13 protein-coding genes and 1 other RNA gene are annotated in these 17,509 nt (G+C 44.0%); 11 read left to right on the top strand and 3 right to left on the bottom strand.

Features of this window, described 5'->3' with window-relative positions:
* The first annotated feature begins 7 nt into the window (after positions 1-7).
* The 10 genes from mraY (at position 8) to tuf (ending at position 13,138) form a co-directional block, all read left to right on the top strand.
* On the top strand, positions 8-1,111 hold the full coding sequence (gene mraY, locus HXT41_RS03150; protein WP_004108513.1) for a phospho-N-acetylmuramoyl-pentapeptide-transferase: 1,104 nt from the start codon (positions 8-10) through the stop codon (positions 1,109-1,111).
* Between the two features lie 24 nt (positions 1,112-1,135).
* Complete coding sequence (murD, locus tag HXT41_RS03145) at positions 1,136-2,737, top strand: UDP-N-acetylmuramoyl-L-alanine--D-glutamate ligase (protein ID WP_116994639.1); 1,602 nt, start codon at positions 1,136-1,138, stop codon at positions 2,735-2,737.
* Between the two features lie 433 nt (positions 2,738-3,170).
* Positions 3,171-4,382, top strand: coding sequence for a peptidoglycan glycosyltransferase FtsW (locus tag HXT41_RS03140; RefSeq protein WP_415691713.1), 1,212 nt, complete (start codon positions 3,171-3,173; stop codon positions 4,380-4,382).
* 50 nt (positions 4,383-4,432) lie between these two features.
* Complete coding sequence (locus HXT41_RS03135) at positions 4,433-5,632, top strand: UDP-N-acetylglucosamine--N-acetylmuramyl-(pentapeptide) pyrophosphoryl-undecaprenol N-acetylglucosamine transferase (RefSeq protein ID WP_076003024.1); 1,200 nt, start codon at positions 4,433-4,435, stop codon at positions 5,630-5,632.
* On the top strand, positions 5,632-7,194 hold the full coding sequence (gene murC / locus HXT41_RS03130; protein WP_421788813.1) for a UDP-N-acetylmuramate--L-alanine ligase: 1,563 nt from the start codon (positions 5,632-5,634) through the stop codon (positions 7,192-7,194). The genes HXT41_RS03135 and murC overlap by 1 nt, the downstream gene beginning before the upstream one ends.
* A gap of 52 nt (positions 7,195-7,246) precedes the next feature.
* Positions 7,247-8,485, top strand: coding sequence for a cell division protein FtsQ/DivIB (locus tag HXT41_RS03125; RefSeq protein ID WP_004108502.1), 1,239 nt, complete (start codon positions 7,247-7,249; stop codon positions 8,483-8,485).
* A 267-nt stretch (positions 8,486-8,752) separates the two neighbouring features.
* Positions 8,753-9,124: a 30S ribosomal protein S12 gene (rpsL, locus tag HXT41_RS03120; protein ID WP_003813881.1), complete on the top strand. Its 372-nt coding sequence runs from the start codon at positions 8,753-8,755 to the stop codon at positions 9,122-9,124.
* A gap of 3 nt (positions 9,125-9,127) precedes the next feature.
* Positions 9,128-9,598: a 30S ribosomal protein S7 gene (gene rpsG, locus HXT41_RS03115; protein ID WP_012914396.1), complete on the top strand. Its 471-nt coding sequence runs from the start codon at positions 9,128-9,130 to the stop codon at positions 9,596-9,598.
* A gap of 42 nt (positions 9,599-9,640) precedes the next feature.
* Positions 9,641-11,770 (top strand): elongation factor G, encoded by a 2,130-nt coding sequence (gene fusA, locus HXT41_RS03110; RefSeq protein ID WP_004107409.1) that lies wholly within the window; start codon positions 9,641-9,643, stop codon positions 11,768-11,770.
* 168 nt (positions 11,771-11,938) lie between these two features.
* Entirely contained in the window at positions 11,939-13,138 is a 1,200-nt protein-coding gene (tuf, locus tag HXT41_RS03105; RefSeq protein WP_004118785.1) for an elongation factor Tu, read from the top strand.
* A gap of 761 nt (positions 13,139-13,899) precedes the next feature.
* On the opposite strand, the gene HXT41_RS03100 is transcribed toward tuf, so the two are convergent.
* Complete coding sequence (locus tag HXT41_RS03100; RefSeq protein ID WP_004108493.1) at positions 13,900-14,646, bottom strand: Bax inhibitor-1/YccA family protein; 747 nt, start codon at positions 14,644-14,646, stop codon at positions 13,900-13,902.
* A 184-nt stretch (positions 14,647-14,830) separates the two neighbouring features.
* Positions 14,831-15,640 (bottom strand): GTP pyrophosphokinase, encoded by an 810-nt coding sequence (locus HXT41_RS03095; protein WP_410310321.1) that lies wholly within the window; start codon positions 15,638-15,640, stop codon positions 14,831-14,833.
* A 142-nt stretch (positions 15,641-15,782) separates the two neighbouring features.
* Between HXT41_RS03095 and miaA the strand changes: the two genes are divergently transcribed.
* Positions 15,783-16,796: a tRNA (adenosine(37)-N6)-dimethylallyltransferase MiaA gene (gene miaA / locus HXT41_RS03090; RefSeq protein WP_116994643.1), complete on the top strand. Its 1,014-nt coding sequence runs from the start codon at positions 15,783-15,785 to the stop codon at positions 16,794-16,796.
* A 68-nt stretch (positions 16,797-16,864) separates the two neighbouring features.
* Here miaA and ssrA read toward each other — a convergent pair.
* Positions 16,865-17,261: a transfer-messenger RNA gene (gene ssrA, locus HXT41_RS03085) on the bottom strand.
* Positions 17,262-17,509 lie beyond the last annotated feature (248 nt).

The following is a 17,509-nucleotide window of genomic DNA, read 5'->3' as shown; positions in this document are numbered from 1 at the left end:
TTAAGCGGTGATTGCGCTTATTGTAGGAATTGTGGTGTCGCTCGTAGTTACGATTGTTGGCACGCCTTTGCTTATTCGTTTAGTGCATCGTTTGCACTACGGTCAGTACATTCGCCAAGATGGACCACAATCTCATTTAGTAAAGCGCGGCACGCCAACTATGGGCGGTGTTGTTATTAACTTTGCTGTAGTAGCAGGTTGGGCTGCTTCTGCTCTTTATAGATATGTTTCTGTTGGTCGCTCGCCTTCATGGTCTGCTGTTTTGGTGCTGTTTGCAATGCTTTCAATGGGTTTGCTTGGCTTTATTGATGATTTTGCTAAGGTTCGTAAAAAGCAGAATCTTGGTCTTTCTGTACATGCGAAGTTTACTGGTCAAATTATTTTTGCAAGTATTTACGCGCTTTTGTCATTGCTATTGCCAACTCAATCTGGTATTGCTAGCGCTCAACCTGGAATGAGTTTTATTGAAAAACCATTTTTTGATTTTTCTATACTCGGCAACGGTGTAGGAATTGTAGTATTTATTGTTTGGGTTAATTTCCTTATTGCTGCTTGGTCTAACGCTGTAAACTTGACTGATGGACTTGATGGTTTAGCTTCTGGATCTTCTATGATTGCTTTTGCTGGTTACGCTTTGATTGCTTTCTGGGAAAGCTACCATGTGCGCGGAGGCGGTCATTTCGGATTCTCTTACGCTGTTTCTGATCCTCTCGATTTAACTATTATTGCTGTTTGTGCTGCTGTTGCTTGCTTTGGATTCTTGTGGTTTAATTCGAATCCTGCTCAAGTATTTATGGGAGATACTGGTTCGTTGGCTTTAGGCGGATTATTTGCAGCTCTTTCTATTGCAACTCACACAGAGTTTTTGGCTGTGATTTTGGGTGGATTATTTGTAATGGAAGCTGCAAGTGACGTTATTCAAGTTGGATTCTTTAAAGCTACGCATAAGCGTGTGTTCAAAATGGCTCCTATTCATCATCATTTTGAATTGCTCGGCTGGACGGAAACTAAGGTTGTTGTGCGATTCTGGATGATTGAGCTTATGTTTGTGCTTTCTGCACTTATGATGTTCTACGCCGATTGGGCAGGACATTCTGGCTTGCTTATTTAATTTCAAAAATTGGAAGGCTTCAATATGAATATTGTCGATGGCAATGACGTATCTGTTTCGTCTGAATCTACTTGTAAGTCGTGCACAAGCGATAAAGCATTTGCTTTTAAGCGTGTATTAGTTGCAGGTCTTGGAGTTTCTGGTCGTGGCGCAGCTGAGGTTTTGTGCGCTGTTGGATCTGAGCCTGTGACTGCAGACGAAAATAAGCCTGATGCCGATATACATGATTTTTCAGCAATAGACTGGTCTAAAATCGATGCTGTTGTTACATCTCCAGTATTTAACCCTCGCACGCCATTTTTGCAAGAAGCTGCATCGCGCAATATTCCAATAATGAGCGAAGTTGAATTAGCATGGCGCTTGCGCGTACCTTCTCAGCGCACGAATAAACCTGCTTATTGGATTGGCGTTACTGGCACAAATGGTAAGACTTCTACTACAGAAATGACTTCTGCAATGCTAACCGCTTGCGGATTAAATGCTCCAGCTGTGGGAAATATTGGAAAGTCTGTGTCACATGCTGCTTTGGAATGTGAGCATGATGCCTTATGTGTTGAATTAAGCTCTTTCCAATTGCATTTCACTGATTCTTTAGCTCTTGATTGTGCTGCTATTACTAATATTGCTGCTGATCATTTAGATTGGCATGGTGGCATGGAAGCGTACGCTCGTGACAAGTCAAAAGTATTTAATAATGTGCAAAAAGCTTTGGTTTACAATGCTCAAGATGAGCGTGTAAGCAAATTGGCAGATTGTGCACAAGTTGCTGATGGCTGTAAAAAGATTGGTTTTACGTTAGAAGAGCCTAAAGATGGTGAAATTGGCGTAAAAGATGGTTGGATTGTAGATAACAGCGGTGTTGCTGGAGGAACTAAAGGCACTCTAAAACCTATTGTCGAATTGCGTGAGCTAAAACATCTGTGCGAGCCTGATGGCAGTGTGTATCCGCATTTATTAGCTGATGCTCTTACTGCGTTAGCGTTAGCTTTAGGTTTAACTGGTGACGTAGATTCTTCAGTTCGTGCTTTACGCGAGTTTGCTCCTGGAGGTCATCGCATTCAAACAGTTGCGACTTTGATGTCTGAAGATGAAAATCCTTCGCATTGTATTAGATTTGTAGATGATTCTAAAGCAACTAATGCTCATGCTGCTTGTGCATCTTTAGCTAGTTTTGCTAATAATTCGGTTGTTTGGATTGCTGGCGGTTTAGCTAAAGGTGGTCATTTTGAAGATTTAATTGCAAACCAACTTCATGTGATTAAAGCAGTTGTTGTTATTGGAATAGATCAACGTCCAATTGTTGAAGCTCTTCACAGTTCAGCTCCTCACATTCCAGTAACTATTGTTTCACAAGATGGTTCTTGCGCTAAATCATATGATTGCGTTGATGACTTAGTTTGTGAGTATATTGAGAATACTTCGCTTGTAAATCCTGATTCTTCATTCGGTGAGGCTGTTATGCGTCAAACTGTAGAAGCTGCTGGGCGTTATGTTAAGCCTGGTGATGTTGTTCTGCTTGCTCCTGCTTGTGCCTCTATGGATCAATTTGTTTCGTACGCCGATCGCGGCAATCGTTTTGCTAAAGAATCTCAACGATGGGTGCATAATCATGGTATTCAACAGTAATAAGCCTAAAAAGTTTTTGCGTTCATTAGCGTGCAAAGTCTCAGAAGTTATTATGGAAGATCATATTGAAACAGATTCAGATTCTTCTCATTCTTCCCAAAAGCAAAAATTTGAATCTTTTAAAAAATCTATTAGAACTTCAGCAAGTAAAGTAGGCGAGTCCGTAAGCAAAGCAGGAGCGTATGCAAGCAAAGCGGGTAAGGAATTAGGCAAATCTGTAGGAAAGTCTGTAAGTAAGTCCGTAAGTAGTTCTGTTACTAAAGTTGGCAAATCTGTAGGTTCTTCTTTAAATGAATCTGTAAAATTTGTAAAAGATGTAAAGAAGTCGAAAGCTGCGAAACCAGCGAAACCAGCAAAGCTAGCGAAACCAGCAAATACAGCAAAGCCGGCAAAGTCAATCAAATACGCAAAATTAGCGCATACTGTATCTGGAATATTTTCCTCGAAAAAAGACTACTCAAAAAACTCGTTAGAGCGCAAAACTCAAGATTCAGAATTAAAGAAATACGTTGGCTTGCGCAGTTTAACTAACCCACTGTGGTGCTTATACGGCATGAGAGTATCAGTGGTTATACTGTCGATTTTCGGCTTATTTATGGTGTTTTCTAGTTCTTCAGTAACTATGATCACCTACGGAATTGCACCTTGGGGTCAAGGCGTAAACCAAACAATGTATTGCGTTTTAGGCTTAATTGGCTATATTTTCGCTTCTCGACTTCCAGTTACAGTTTATAGACGATACGTTGCTGTTATTTACATTATTTCTGTTATTGCACAGTTCTTAACATTTGTTCCAGGTTTACGACGTGAAGTTAATGGTAATGCTGGTTGGATTGCTTTCGGCCCTATGACTTTGCAGCCTGCAGAAATTACAAAACTTGCATTATGTATTTGGCTTCCAGTAGCTTTGATTGCTGCAAAACAAGCATATGAGCGTGTGCGAATGCGCGCGTATATTCCTGTAGCAGCAGGACTTGGCGTATCGTTGTTGCTTGTTATTGCAGGTAAGGATCTTGGTACTGCTTTAATTATTATTCTTATTGCACTTATAGCTTTCTACTTAGGTGGATTCCCAACAAAATGGCTTGTTGGAAGCATATTTATTGCTTGCATAATGGTTGCTCTTTTGGTTTTAACAAGCCAAAATCGTATGCGACGTATTCTTGCTACTTTGCACGGATGTGATGCAAAATCAGCTAAAGGCGTTTGTTTCCAAGCAATTCACGCTCAATATGCAATGGCTTCTGGTGGACTATTAGGCGTTGGCATCGGAAACTCTCGTGAAAAATGGAATTATTTGCCTTACGCTCACAATGACTTTATTTTCGCTATTATTGGCGAAGAGATGGGCTTTTTGGTTGCAGCAGCAGTGATTTTGCTATACGTAATTATTGGTTGGTGCATACTATCTTCAGCATTAAAAGCGAAATCGCAATTTATTTCAATCACATTAATGTGTATTGCAACGTGGATTGTAGGCCAAGGATTAGTTAATATTCTTGTTGTTGTGCAAATACTTCCGGTTATGGGAGTGCCTATGCCGTTTGTGTCCGCAGGTGGTTCTTCGCTTGTTATGTGTTTGGTCGCAATTGGCGTAGCTGATGGTCTTATGCGTTCCAATCCGCAACTTACTATATCGAAGTAGTAAGTATTTACAACTTTTTATAATATGAAAGTTATAACAAGGGTAGTGAAATGAAATTTGATAATGCTATTGAGCATGAAGTGCATATTGTTCTTGCAGGCGGGGGCACTGCAGGTCATGTCAATCCTTTGCTTTCTGTCGCAAACGCTATTAAAAAGCTCAATCCTGAAGCGTTAATTAGTGTAATTGGCACAGAAGTTGGTTTGGAAAAAAGTCTTGTTCCGAATGCAGGGTACGAACTTGACACTATAGAAAAAGTGCCGTTCCCGCGTAAGCCAAATCTAGATGCAATTAAGTTTCCAATTCGATGGATGCGCGAAAAACGCAAAGTGCGAAATATACTAGCCGCTAGAAAAGCAGATATAGTAGTGGGCTTCGGTGGCTATGCTTCTGCTCCAGTATATTCTCAAGCTCATGCGCAGCATATTCCTATTGTGATTCACGAGCAGAATGCTAAATCTGGAATGGCAAATCGCTTGGGCGCAAGTTGGGCTGATGCTGTTGGAACAGTTTATGGGAATACTGATTTGCGCACACGAAAAGGTGTCAAAGTTGAAAGAGTTGGTTTACCTCTTAGACCTGCTATTTCTCAATTGTGTGAAAGATTAGAAAAAGATTATGATTCCGCTCGCGTTGAAGGTGCGCAAAAACTTGGCGTTGACCCTAAACGTCCAATTATTCTTGTTACTGGCGGATCTTTGGGTGCAAAAAGCATAAATCAAGCTGTTGCTGCAGCAGCAGGAGATATTTTAAAACATGCGCAAGTAATTCACTTAACTGGTCGCGCAAAAGCGGAAGAAGTGCGAAATATAGTTGCAAAGCAAGTAGGCGAATCGCAAATAAACGATATTAAACCAGAGCATGCTGGCTGTGGCGATTATCATATTGCAGAATATCTAGAGCGTATTGATTGGGCTTTTGCTTGTGCAGATTTAGTTATATGTCGTGCAGGAGCTGGAACGGTTGCAGAAATTTCTGCACTTGGCTTACCTGCTGTATACGTGCCATTGCCTATTGGCAACGGCGAGCAGCGTTTCAATGCTGAGCCTGTAGTAAATGCAGGGGGAGCAGTAATGGTAAATGATGCTGATTTCAATGCAAAGTGGTTTATAGATGAAGGATTAGCTTTATTGCAAAACAAAAAGCAATTACAAGCTATGCGTACTAAATCTTGGAATTATGGTATTCGTGATGCTGCAGACGTTATGGCGAAGCATATTCTTGAAATCGCAAAAGAAGGCAGAAAGTAATGACTAATCTTAATAGCAATACAACTTCATTTCATAATAATATTGATTTAAACCCAGTAAAATCAGCATTTGATGATTCGCAAACAATTTCAAAATTAGGTCGAGTGCATTTTATTGGTATTGGTGGAGCTGGAATGAGTGTTCTGGCAGAAATGTTGCATGAAGAGGGGGTAAGCGTAAGTGGATGTGATCGCGAAGCAAATGATCACACTCAACGCTTGGAAGAATTAGGTATTGAAGTAGAAATTGGACAAAGTGCTTCACACGTTGAGCATGCAGATGTACTCGTGTATTCAAGCGCTATTAAACCGAGCAATCCGGAGATTATGGCAGCACATGAGCGCGGCATAAAGCTTGTTCATCGCAGCGATATTCTTGCGTTATTATTATCTGCAAAAACTGGCGTGACTGTTGCTGGAGCGCATGGTAAAACAACTACTAGCTCACTTCTTTCTCATATATTAACTGTGGCTGCAGCAGGCGATTTGGCTGATCCAAGCTACGCAATCGGCGGATCTATTCAAGCCGCAGACGGAACAGTTTTAGACGGTGGTCATGCTGGCAATGGAATTGTTATGGTTGCTGAAGCTGACGAATCTGACGGAAGTTTTGAAAAATACAGCCCAAGTATTGCAATCGTAACAAATGCTGAAGCAGATCACTTGGATCATTACGGCTCTAGTGAACGATACAGAGAAGCATTTGTTGAGCACGTAAGTCATGCTATTAATAACGTAATAATTTGTGCAGAAGACGAAGGTGCTAGAAAAGTACTTGAAGCTATGCCGGATAATATTTTAAACAAAACAATTGCTTACGGTAATTTGGATACTTGGAGCATGAAAGTCAGCTCGCGCGTACAAAAATTAGCTGTGTTCGCAAGTATTGAGCATGAAAATGAGCAAGCTGTAAGTGGTCGAGAAATGTTTACGCTTGTATTGCCAGAAAAAATTTTGGATGAACATGCTAAATGTTCGAATAAGGTGCAAGTTAGCTTGTTAATACCAGGTTTGCATAATGCGCTTAATGCTTCTGCAGCTATTGTTGCTGCAGTATTGCTCGGTATGAATCCAGAAGATGCGGCTCGTAGTGCAGAAAGCTTCCGAGGTGCGTCTCGTCGTTTTGATATTCGTGGATGTGTTGATGGTGTGACAGTTGTGGACGATTATGCTCACCATCCAACTGAAATAGCTGCATTATTGCGCGCTGCTCGAAGAAAGTACACTTCTTCTACTCTTCGCGTGCTGTTTCAGCCTCATTTGTTCTCCAGAACGCAGGCTTTTGCTAATGAGTTTGCAAAATCTTTGGCTCTTGCAGACGATGTAATTGTTACAGGAATTTTCCCAGCTCGCGAAAAGCAGGAAGATTTTCCAAATATTAATGCTGAAACTATTGTTAAAGCTGCAAAATCGCAGAATCTTGATGTAAAAATTGAAGCGGTTGACGATATGCGCGAAGCTGCGTTGAAACTGACTTTGCGTGCAAAATCTGGTGATGTGCTGCTTACAGTTGGTGCAGGAAGTATTACTGCTATGACGTCTGTTATGCTAGAAGCATTGTAGTGTTTTGAAATTAAGCGATTAAAATATAAATAGATTATTACGAGAGGTAATTATGGGTCGCGTGAGGTCAAGCAAATCGTACGATGCTGATGCAAATAATTCGCATCGTCGTACCGTTTCAAGTCTTAATATTGCGCGTACTGAAGAGTCTCGTAGTAATAAATCCAGCAGCATTGCGTCTCGTAGCAGTGCGTCTCGTAGTGCTGAATTGCTTAATAATGAATTACGTAGTGGTGTAGCTCGTGGTGCGAAATCTAATATCGGAAAATCTAATATAAAAAAATCTAGTATCAAAAAAACGCGTGATGAAAAAATTCATATTTCTAAACCTAGATCTGCTTCGTCGTTGCGCAAAGACCAGCGTTTTCAAAGGCATATAATCAGCCAAAACACATCGCAAATACGAGTAGCTGATATCAATGAAAAAAATCATCAAGGTAAGTTTGTTGACGCTAGACTTTTGCCGAAGCTTGATTTTGTAAGAAAAACTTTAAGTCAAACTTCTGGTTCTCTTGGAATGATTACTCGTCCTAGAATAATTAATTTTCGAGAGCGTTTGAAAGAACGTAAATCTGCTTATTTGCAATTTACTGTTAAACGAATTCTTGCAATTCTTGCAGTGATTGCTTCTGTTTCAGCGATTGTTTGGTTTTTATTCTTCTCGCCAGTTTTTCTTCTTAAGTCTAACGATATAAGTATTTCTGGTTCTAACGAGTGGGTGAGTGAGCAAAAAATTGCTTCAATTGCGTCAACTCAGGTTGGTAAATCGCTATTTTTAGTTTCTTCTCAAGAAGTAATTAACCAACTTAACGATATTCCTGGTGTAACTGAAGCAAAAGTTTCTAAGAATTTCCCTAATGGTTTGCATGTTTCTGTACATGCGCAACGTCCTGCAGCAATGCTCAAAACTCGAGATAGCAATAAATTAACTGCTGTTGACGCTAAAGGTCGCGTGTTAAATGCCGTAGCTCAAGTTCCAACGCAAGGAATACCTGTTATCGAAGTTTCAAATGTGCAAAGAAGTTTGAATAATAGAGCGGTACTTGAAGCTGTAAAAATTGTTAGTTCACTTTCGGAATCTTTGCGAGCTAGAGTTACGAAAGTTAGTGCAAAAACTCAAGATTCTGTCGAAACAGAATTAGGGGATGTTAAAAAAACTATCATATGGGGCAATTCGTCTCAGATTGAGTTAAAGAAAGCTATTGTTGCCAAGATTATTGATGATCCTAGTAAAATTGGCAATAAACGCAGCTTAGATGTGTCTGCTCCTGTGCGTCCAATTCTTAAATAGGGTTTTAAAACTTTATTAATTGCATTGTCAAGATTAGGTGTATAATAGCAATTTGTGTGTGCCAACAACGTGCCTTATGTTATAGGCGTGTTGGTTGGGATATCCCAAGTGCCAAAGATAGCGCGCAGTAATGTGTGGCTGGAGGCGCGAGGGCCATCGGGCCGGTGGACTGTGGCTTTTACTCTTTAACCGATTCTTTGGTTATGGTGTGCTGCAGTGTGGCGGTTTTCACCAAATAGAAGATAACAATGAATCGGAGAACTTAAGTTGCCTACGATTGAACAACTTGTCCGTAAAGGACGTCAGGCCAAGCCGAAAAAGTCAAAGACTTTGGCCTTGAAGGGTAGCCCGCTGCGTCGTGGCGTATGCACCCGTGTATACACCACCACTCCTAAGAAGCCAAATTCCGCGCTTCGTAAGGTTGCTCGTGTGCGCCTCAGCTCTGGTATTGAAGTAACCGCCTATATTCCAGGCGAAGGTCACAACTTGCAGGAGCACTCCATCGTGCTCGTGCGTGGTGGCCGTGTGAAGGATCTCCCAGGTGTGCGTTACCACATCGTGCGTGGCGCATTAGATACCCAGGGTGTCAAGGACCGCAAGCAGGGTCGTTCCCTGTATGGAGCAAAGAAGGCGAAGTAAAACATGTCACGTAAAGGACCTGCAAAAAAGCATCAACTGCTTCCTGATCCAATCTACGGCTCGACCGTCGTGGCTCAGTTGATTAACAAAATCCTTCTCGATGGTAAGAAGTCCATCGCAGAAAACATCGTCTACACCGCTCTTGAGCAGGTGAAGGCAAAGACCGAGCAGGAGCCAGTTTCTGTATTGAAGCGCGCTCTTGATAACATTCGTCCAAATCTTGAGGTTCGTTCTCGCCGCGTTGGTGGTGCAACTTATCAGGTTCCAGTCGAAGTTAAGCCTGCTCGCGCAAACACTCTTTCCCTCCGCTGGCTTACTGACTTCTCACGCGCTCGTCGTGAAAAGACTATGGCTGAGCGCTTGGCCAACGAAATTCTCGATGCCTCCAATGGCTTGGGTGCTTCCGTGAAGCGCCGCGAGGATACCCACAAGATGGCAGAAGCAAACAAGGCTTTTGCTCACTATCGCTGGTAATCCACAAGATAATCGGTATCTTAAAGAGCTAAGGATAAGAATATGGCACAAGATGTGCTTAACGACCTGAATATGGTTCGTAATATCGGCATCATGGCGCACATTGATGCTGGTAAGACTACTACCACCGAACGTATTCTTTACTACACTGGTAAGAACTACAAAATCGGTGAAACTCATGATGGTGCTTCTACCATGGACTTCATGGCTCAGGAGCAGGAGCGCGGTATTACTATTCAGTCTGCTGCAACTACCTGCTTCTGGAAGCGTCAAACTCATGACGTTGATGACCGCTATCAGATCAACATCATCGATACCCCAGGTCACGTGGACTTCACCGCTGAGGTGGAACGTTCCCTTCGCGTGCTCGATGGTGCTGTAGCAGTTTTCGATGGTAAGGAAGGTGTGGAACCTCAGTCTGAAACCGTGTGGCGTCAGGCTGATAAGTATAGCGTCCCACGTATCTGCTTCATCAATAAGATGGATAAGCTTGGCGCTGATTTCTACTATTCCGTCAAGACCATCAAGGAGAAGCTCGGTGCAACTCCACTCGTTATTCAGCTTCCAATCGGTGCTGAAAACGACTTCGTTGGCGTTGTTGACTTGATTCGTATGAAGGCTTACGTCTGGAATGACGTTAAGGACGATATGGGTGCTCACTATGACACCGTTGACATTCCTGAAGATTTGCAGGAACGTGCAGAACAGTATCGTGCTGAACTTATGGATCAGGTTGCTGAAGCTGACGATGAGCTGGTTGAGAAGTACCTCGAAACTGGCGAACTTACTGAAGAAGAAATGCGCGCTGGTATCCGTAAGCTTACCATTGAGCGTAAGGCATTCCCAGTAACTTGCGGTTCTGCATTCAAGGATAAGGGTGTTCAGCCAATGCTGGATGCTGTTGTCGACTTCCTCCCAAGCCCAGAAGATGTTCCATCTATTAAGGGCTTCAAGCCAGGCGACGAATCTGTTGAAATTGACCGTAAGCCAGTTAATACAGATCCATTCGCAGCATTGGTATTCAAGATTTCAACCCATCCATTCTATGGCAAGCTCGTGTTCGTGCGCGTTTACTCTGGCGAAGTAAAGCCAGGCGATTCCGTGTACGATTCCACGAAGTCCAAGAAGGAACGCGTTGGTAAGATTTTCCAGATGCATGCTGATAAGGAAAATCCTGTAGATTCAGCTGAAGCTGGTAACATCTACACCTTCGTTGGTTTGAAGAACGTCAGCACTGGTGATACTTTGTGCGACGAAAAGAACCCAATTTCTTTGGAATCCATGACATTCCCAGATCCTGTTATTGAGGTTGCTGTGGAGCCAAAGACGAAGGCTGATCAGGAAAAGATGAGCTTGGCTTTGGCTAAGCTTTCTGACGAGGATCCTACATTCCAGGTTAAGACCGATGAGGAATCTGGTCAGACTTTGATTTCCGGTATGGGCGAGCTTCAGCTTGACATTATCGTTGATCGTATGCGTCGTGAGTTCAAGGTCGAAGCGAATGTTGGTAAGCCACAGGTTGCTTACCGTGAGACGATTCGTAAGGCTGTTATGAACCAGGAATACACTCACAAGAAGCAGACCGGTGGTTCTGGTCAGTTTGCAAAGGTTTTGATGAACTTCGAACCTCTCGACACAGAATCTGGCGAAACCTACCAGTTTGTCAACGAAGTTACCGGCGGCCACATCACCAAGGAATTCATTCCTTCAATCGATGCAGGCGTGCAGGAAGCTATGGAATCCGGCGTTTTGGCTGGCTTCCCAGTTGTGGGTGTAAAGGCAACCGTCACCGACGGTCAGACTCACGATGTCGATTCTTCGGAAATGGCCTTCAAGATTGCAGGTTCCATGTGCTTCAAGGAAGCTGCTCCTAAGGCTAATCCGGTAATTCTCGAACCAATTATGGCTGTCGAAGTCCGTACTCCAGAAGAGTACATGGGCGACGTCATGGGCGATTTGAACTCTCGTCGCGGTAACATCCAGTCTATGACTGATGCCACTGGCGTGAAAGTTATCGACGCCAAGGTGCCGCTGAGCGAAATGTTCGGCTACATTGGCGATCTTCGTTCCAAGACTCAGGGCCGCGCAATGTTCACCATGCAGATGGACTCTTACGCGGAGGTCCCGAAGGCCGTTTCGGACGAGATTATTAAGGCTCAGCGCGGCGAATAAAGCGCACGCTACTTCGGTGTTTTCTGTCCCCGGTCAACGCTAGAATTTCCTACGTTGACTGGGTTCTGGCACCGAAGTGGCACCTAACCCAGAAACCCAGTAATATGTAGCGAAAGACCTCTCACAAATGTGTGAGGCAAACTACGAGACGTCCAGGAGGACAAACACATGGCAAAGGAAAAGTACGAGCGTACTAAGCCGCATGTTAACATTGGTACCATTGGTCACGTTGATCACGGTAAGACTACCTTGACCGCGGCTATTTCTAAGGTGCTGCATGGCGAGTATCCAGATCTGAACCCTCAGTATGACTTCGATCAGATTGATGCCGCTCCAGAAGAGAAGGAACGCGGCATTACCATTAACATCGCACACATCGAGTATCAGACCGCTGAGCGTCACTACGCTCACGTGGACGCTCCAGGCCACGCTGATTACGTGAAGAACATGATCACCGGTGCTGCTCAGATGGATGGCGCAATCCTCGTGGTTGCTGCTACCGATGGTCCTATGGCTCAGACCCGTGAGCACGTTTTGCTCGCTAAGCAGGTCGGTGTCCCGAAGATCCTCGTTGCTTTGAACAAGTGCGATATGGTTGATGATCCAGAACTTATCGACCTCGTCGAAGAAGAGGTTCGTGACCTCCTCGAAGAAAACGGCTTCGATCGCGACTGCCCAGTCATCCGCACCTCTGCTTACGGTGCTTTGCATGATGACGCTCCAGATCACGAGAAGTGGGTAGAGACCGTCAAGGAGCTCATGAAGGCTGTTGACGAGTACATCCCAACCCCAACTCACGATCTTGACAAGCCATTCTTGATGCCAATCGAGGATGTGTTCACCATCTCCGGTCGTGGTACCGTTGTCACCGGTCGTGTTGAGCGTGGTAAGCTCCCAATCAACACCCCAGTTGAGATCGTTGGTTTGCGTCCAACTCAGACCACCACCGTTACCTCCATCGAGACCTTCCACAAGCAGATGGATGAGGCCGAGGCTGGCGATAACACTGGTCTTCTTCTCCGTGGTATCAACCGTACCGATGTTGAGCGTGGTCAGGTTGTGGCTGCTCCAGGTTCTGTGACCCCACACACCAAGTTCGAAGGCGAAGTTTACGTCTTGACCAAGGACGAAGGTGGCCGTCACTCGCCGTTCTTCTCCAACTACCGTCCACAGTTCTACTTCCGCACCACCGACGTCACCGGCGTTATCACCTTGCCAGACGGCGTTGAGATGGTTCAGCCAGGCGATCACGCAACCTTCACTGTTGAGTTGATCCAGGCAATCGCAATGGAAGAGGGCTTGACCTTCGCAGTTCGTGAAGGTGGCCGTACCGTTGGTTCCGGTCGTGTGACCAAGATTCTTGCCTAGTATTTTTTCTAACTGAAAAATATTAGCTAAGGCTTAATAAAGACCCCGCGAGGAAACTCGTGGGGTCTTTTGTTGTATGTGCTTGTTTTATCAGCGCGACGACCTGCTTGAGCGCTGCGATTTAGCGCGCGAAAGCAACTCGGAGCGCCGAGCTTGCTCAGCGTTGAAAGCACAGTGTGCTTTCAACGCAAGCGAGGTCTGCCTTCGTCAATAAAGACGAAGGCAGGGCAGATTAGTGGGGTAGTGTTCTCTTGTTTGGAGTGTTTTGGTGGGTTTGGAGCTCCAATCGTGGGATTTGATGCTCACGTTGGCGTGACGACCTGCTTGAGAGCTGCGATTTAGCGCGCGAAAGCAACTCGGAGCGGAAACTCGCTTAGGTTGGAAGTCCTGGGGACTTCCAACGCGAGTTTCGTAAGCGAGCGCGTTACCCACGTGAGCGCCACTGTTTTTTCGTTACTGGTGCAGTTTGTGTTCTGTGTTAGTGTCTCATTTTGCTTGTTTTAGGACACTGGTGCAGTTTGTGTTCTGCGTCAGTGTCTCATTTTGCTTGTTTTGGGACACTGGTGCAGATTGCGTACTGCGTTAGTGTCTGTCTCTGGTAGGTGATTTGAGAAGTGTGTGAGAGATGGGTGTTAGTAACGCTCGGCACTGTTAACGCATTCGCGTTTGGAGTACAGAGAGCATAATAAAACCCTGCCAAATACTAATCTGGCAGGGTTAAATAGCTAAGCAACTAACACACGTATGTTAGTTTAGTATTGCTAATCTCTATTATCTCCAAGCAACTCTAGCAAGTAGATGAACATGTTAATGAAGTCCAAGAACAGTTGGAATGCGCAGAAAATAGATACTTTCTTAACCATTTCAGGCTGATTTTCATATTGTGCAAGTAATGCGCGAGTTTGCTGAGCATCGTAAGCTGTTAAACCTGCAAAAATAACGATGCCAATTCCAGCCATAAGACGCATTGTTCCAGTATCTTGCCCAATAAACGAAATAATAATTTGCGCAACAACGAATACAAGTAATGCAACCATTAAAATTGGACCAGCTTTAAGCAAATCCTTTTTTGTAGTAAGTGCAAGCATTGTCAAGCACAGGAAGAATCCTGCAGTTAAAGCAAATACTAATGCCACAGATCCAAGGCTAAATACTTGAAAGACTGAGCTTAAAGTAAATCCTGTTAAAGCAGCATAAGCATAGAACAAAACTCGTACTGTTGTCTCACTCATTTTCATTAAGCGTGTTCCAAGAACAACTGCTATCACAACCTGAGCAATTGCCAACATTATCCAACCCCATCCGCGGGTTGCAAACATAAATCTAAGCCAGAAATTACCGCTCTGAGTGAACAGTGCCACAAGAGTTGTAACAATCAATCCAAGCGTCATTTCGCCATAAGTGCGTCCTACTGAAACTCTTTTTGCTTCTTCAAAAGCATATGTTGCCTGAGTGTCAATAACTTCAGGAGCACCGCTTCTGTAATAATCTTGAGTAAAGTTTGTCATTATTTCTCCTTAACAGCTATGAAATAAAACGCTGTCAAGACAACGTTCTCACATAATTATAATTAAAGCATCTGGGAAAATGCTAAAAAAATACAGCATAATTTATACGTTCGTACAATAAGCTGGTTTTAATCTTGCATAAGATTACGCCTAATATGGCATAAGCTTGCGCTTCGTATTTATATTATGCCTTACTATTAGGTGCTTCTTCAACTTGAGGAGCACCATTAATATCGCGGTGAATACCTTGCATTTGTGTTTCAATATTTTGCAAGCTATGCGCGCAATCGAGCAAAGTTTGAGAGTGCTCAGCCAACTTTGCATCCGGCAAACCGGCTTTGTATCTTAAAGCATGCTCCAAGCTAGCCCAATAATCCATAGCAATAGTTCGGAATTGCACCTCAACTGGCGTGTAGTGTGCTCCAGAAGACAAGAACACAGGAACTGCATAAATTACGTGCAAACTGCGGTATCCATTAGATTTTGGATTCTTAATATAATCCTTAACTTGCAATACTTGAATGTCTGTTTGTTTAGAAAGATATTGCGCTACAGAATACACATCGTCGCAGTAGTTGCAAATTACGCGAATTCCAGCTACGTCGAAAAGATTATCGCGTATAGAGCGTGTGGAAATATCTAGATGACGCCTTTGCAGTTTCTCAAAAATTGAGTGCACTGATTTAAGACGACGCTCCATGTGATGAATTGGGTCGTGAGAGAACCGCACCTGAAATTCGCTATCTAGAATCTCGAGCTTTGTACTTATTTCGTACATTGCTCCTTCGTAAATTTGCATCATGTTTACAAATTCGTCGATTTGGTCTTCAGGAAGCATAAGCGAATTAGTTTTGCCGCATTGGGAGCAATTTTGTTGGTTTTTTGTATTGTCAACATTGCTGCTAACGTTGCTGCTTTCATTAGCTGCTTCGTTGCTATGAAGACGCGCATAGAGTTCTGCTGCGTTTACGCGGTTATGACGATCAAGTATCACGTCTTTTAATAATACTATAAAAACTGCTAAACGTCTGGGAGTGCGTATGTAAATGTAATATTCTTTGCAAAGCGTGATATAAATATCTTAGGTAATTGAGCGCAAGCAAAATCTAGCAAAGTATTTTGACGAGGAGTGTATTTTGTCTGAAAATAAGCAGGATAATATTCCTAAAGTAATTTCAATAGTTGGTCCTACGGCTTCAGGCAAAACTAGTCTTGGTATTGCGCTTGCGAAAAAATTAGCTGAGCGTGGGATTCGTGCGGAAATCATCAACGCAGACGCGTATCAAATGTATCGTTATATGGATATTGGCACGGCTAAGGCGAGTGCGCAGGAGCAGGCGGAAGTACCGCACCATTTGCTTGACATAATTGATCCTGAAGAAATGATGACGGTTGCGCGATTTCAAGTTTTGGCCAGGCAGTGTATTAGTGAGTTGCAATCGCGTGGTGTGAGGCCGATTTTAGTTGGAGGATCGGGATTGTATGCTCGTGCTGCTGTGGATGATATTACATTTCCAGGCACGGATGAGTCTATTCGTGCAGCTTGGGAGGAGCGCGAGCGCAAAGAGGGAGCGAGTGCGCTGTTTGATGAGTTGCAACAAAAGGATCCGGTTGCTGCGGCTCATATGGATGCGCGCAATCCGCGACGTACAATTCGCGCGCTTGAAGTGATTGAGCTTACGGGAAAGCCTTATTCCGCAACGCTTCCGAAGTATAAGTATGTGATTGATTGCGTGCAAATTGGCTTAGATTTGCGTCGTGAAGATTTAGATAAGCGCGTGGATTTACGTACGCAAATTATGCGTGAGCAGGGTTTTGTGGATGAGGTGCGCGCGATTCGAGGGCGATTGGGTGTGACTGCAGCTCGTGCTCTTGGCTACCAGCAGATCATGGATTATTTGGATGGCGTGTGGAGCGAGGATGAGGCTTTTGCGGATATTGCACAAAAAACTCGACGACTTGCACGCAAACAAATGGGTTGGTTTGGTAGGGATGCTCGCATCCACTGGTTGGACGCGTTGCGACCGGATCTTGCGGAAGCTGCGCTCGCGATTGTTGATGCTGCGGATGCGGGGGAGTTTGATTGCAATAGTTCTGATGCTACTGAGCACGCTACTCAGCACCATCTCGGAGATGCTTTCGAAGCTTAACTTAAATCTTGGAAACATTGGGTTTTGCTACAAAAAACGCCACTGTGTGAGCAGTGGCGTTATTGCGTTTGTGGAGTCGCGGGGAATTGAACCCCGGTCCGGTGACCGTACCCTCGGTCTTCTACGTGCGTAGTCTGCTGGCCGTGCGGCAGTTTTTCTGCCCCCATGTTATCGCAGACAATTCATGGCGAGCATATCTACAGTAAAAGTCCCTGAATTGCCCTGCAGCCCAGCAATTCAAGCAAGTCTTCTCATGACGTTCAGCACCACCCCGAAGACGTGAGTGGGTGAACGGAGCAGCTGCTCACTGGTTAATCCTGGCGCGAAGCTCAGGCAGCGAGAGCGAACTCAGTGCGATTAGATTTAGCACTTATTCTTTTGCGAAAGGACGTTTACGAGTGGACTTTCGCATTCTCGGCACGCTTCCCCGCGGCGAACAGATCGCCGTCGAAACCGATCGACCCCTTTTGATTTTTCAAACAATCGTTGCGCTAGAGCACACGTTTTTATATTGTATCATATTTTAATGCGACGAATTGCTTGAGCGCTTATTTCTCACGGAATAGCAGTTCGTCTAACGCATGATGATATGGGCGCCCTCACTGAGCTTATTCCTCACGGCATAGTCGTTTGGATGATTTTTTTTTGGGGGGGGGGTATTGATTAGTATATTATTAGTTAGGTGATTTTATTTGCCAAGTGTAAATATGAGT

Source organism: Gardnerella sp. DNF01189 (assembly GCF_049244195.1).
Lineage (GTDB): Bacteria > Actinomycetota > Actinomycetes > Actinomycetales > Bifidobacteriaceae > Bifidobacterium > Bifidobacterium swidsinskii.
The sequence above is the reverse complement of the archived record's forward strand: the minus strand, read 5'-3'. Positions and strand labels throughout refer to the sequence as shown.

Excerpts from the sequence above, each read along its gene's own strand:
- murD (WP_116994639.1), top strand. The coding sequence starts at position 1,136 with ATGAATATTGTCGATGGCAATGACGTATCTGTTTCGTCTGAATCTACT.
- HXT41_RS03135 (WP_076003024.1), top strand. The coding sequence starts at position 4,433 with ATGAAATTTGATAATGCTATTGAGCATGAAGTGCATATTGTTCTTGCA.
- murC (WP_421788813.1), top strand. The coding sequence starts at position 5,632 with ATGACTAATCTTAATAGCAATACAACTTCATTTCATAATAATATTGAT.
- HXT41_RS03125 (WP_004108502.1), top strand. The coding sequence starts at position 7,247 with ATGGGTCGCGTGAGGTCAAGCAAATCGTACGATGCTGATGCAAATAAT.
- rpsG (WP_012914396.1), top strand. The coding sequence starts at position 9,128 with ATGTCACGTAAAGGACCTGCAAAAAAGCATCAACTGCTTCCTGATCCA.
- fusA (WP_004107409.1), top strand. The coding sequence starts at position 9,641 with ATGGCACAAGATGTGCTTAACGACCTGAATATGGTTCGTAATATCGGC.
- tuf (WP_004118785.1), top strand. The coding sequence starts at position 11,939 with ATGGCAAAGGAAAAGTACGAGCGTACTAAGCCGCATGTTAACATTGGT.
- HXT41_RS03100 (WP_004108493.1), bottom strand. The coding sequence starts at position 14,646 with ATGACAAACTTTACTCAAGATTATTACAGAAGCGGTGCTCCTGAAGTT.